We start from the raw sequence: 1,601 nt of genomic DNA on the forward strand, positions 1-1,601 counted from the left end.
TCTTGAGGCGTTGCTAGCTAAAAAACATCTTGTTTTATTAAATGTTGAAGTAGACATCACAATTGGTTCTATTATGCATAAGATGTTTGACAATGCTGGGTTGATTTACACAGGTTCAGCGGGTGATGAGCCAGCAGCAACACTAGAGCTATTTGAATTTGCGAAAACAATGGGTATGGAAGTATTAGTTGCGGGTAAAGGAAAGAATAATGCATTAAATGTGACAGCAAATCCTGACACTGCAAAAGCAGAAGCAGCGAGCAAAAACATGGCTGCCCACATGCTTGCCGCTTTCCAAGATGGTACTAAGACAATGGCTGAAATGAACTTATTATCGAATGCAATTGGATTTGTGCCAGATGTAGTTGGAATGCACGGAATCGCTGGAGATCTTGATTCAGTTGTGAAAGATCTAGATTTGAAAGAAAATGGCGGAGTATTAAATAAATTTGGCGTAGTTGAGTATGTAGATGGTCTTGCACCTGGAGTGTTTGTCATTGTAAAAGGCCAAAACGAAGGTGTAGCACATGAATTGAACTACTTGTTGAAAAAAGGCGAAAGAGATCATCACATCCTATATCGCCCATATCATTTAGCAAGTTTGGAAACACCAATTTCCATTGCAAAAGCGGTGTTAGAGCATGACTCATCTATTCATCCTTTAGGCGCACCAATTTCTGATACTGTTGCAGTTGCAAAACGTGACATTAAAGCTGGAGAAACATTAGACGGTATCGGAGGTTATTGTGTACGCGGCGTGCTTGAAACGCATCAAGACATGAAGCAAAACGGTCATATCCCAATCGGTTTAATCAGCGGTAACGTTGTAGCTAAGAAAGACATCCGCCAAGGACAGTTCCTAACAACGGATGATGTAGAGTTAGACACTAATACAACAGTTTGGAAATTACGAGCGCTTCAGGATCGTTTATTCCCTGTACAAGATTTGCGTGAAACAACACTTTAATAGTAGCGTCATTTAAATAGTAATTTGATTTGTAGATGGTGTTGCAGAACTCATAATTTTAAGAATAAGCTTTATACGAGTTTTGCAGCACTGTTTTCGTGCTAAATGAGCAATTGGGAAGGAGGCCGTTACTCTTTATGGAAATTGTCATTATTTTATGTGGCTTATTAATTGTTCAGCATGTACTGACTTTCATACAAGTTCGATACTATCGCAAAAACATGGATAAAATTGTGAAAAAATACACCCGGAAAAAAGGATATTATTTATTCTCTGGGATGGAAAGAAGACAATTCCGCCCAGGGGCAATCGTTATGCTTGTTGTAGATAGTAATTATATCGTTCAAGAATGTTATGCGGTTAATGGTTTTTCTATCCTATCAAAGTTTAAAGAAATAGGAAATTACAAAGGACAACATGTAGGGGCCGTTATAAACGAAGTGCAAGAACAAAATATAAGCAAAAAAGGAAAGCGTAAACAACTACCTGCATTAGGTGCGGCTCTTACAAAGGCTGCTGAAAATGCTTTGTTATCAATATCTAAAAAAAATATCTCTACGGTGTAATGGGAAGGAGTGTTGAGTTCGATGGAATGGATTCAATGGTTTGGAGAACACTTTATCGGAATGTTTGA

General features: G+C 38.2%; 2 protein-coding genes. Both read left to right on the forward strand.

Features of this window, described 5'->3' with window-relative positions; translation table 11 throughout:
- Nucleotides 1-967, forward strand: a 967-nt coding sequence (locus EP737_RS21625) for an NAD(P)H-dependent oxidoreductase (protein ID WP_129730884.1), incomplete at its 5' end; no start/stop codon positions are given.
- 137 nt (nt 968-1,104) lie between these two features.
- Nucleotides 1,105-1,533 (forward strand): transcriptional regulator GutM, encoded by a 429-nt coding sequence (locus tag EP737_RS21630; RefSeq protein ID WP_129730886.1) that lies wholly within the window; start codon nt 1,105-1,107, stop codon nt 1,531-1,533.
- Nucleotides 1,534-1,601 lie beyond the last annotated feature (68 nt).

The organism is Ectobacillus funiculus, from assembly GCF_004138295.1.
Taxonomy (GTDB): Bacteria; Bacillota; Bacilli; order Bacillales; family Bacillaceae_G; genus Ectobacillus; species Ectobacillus funiculus.

Coding starts and splice junctions, on each gene's coding strand:
- EP737_RS21630 (WP_129730886.1), top strand. CDS start 1,105: ATGGAAATTGTCATTATTTTATGTGGCTTATTAATTGTTCAGCATGTA.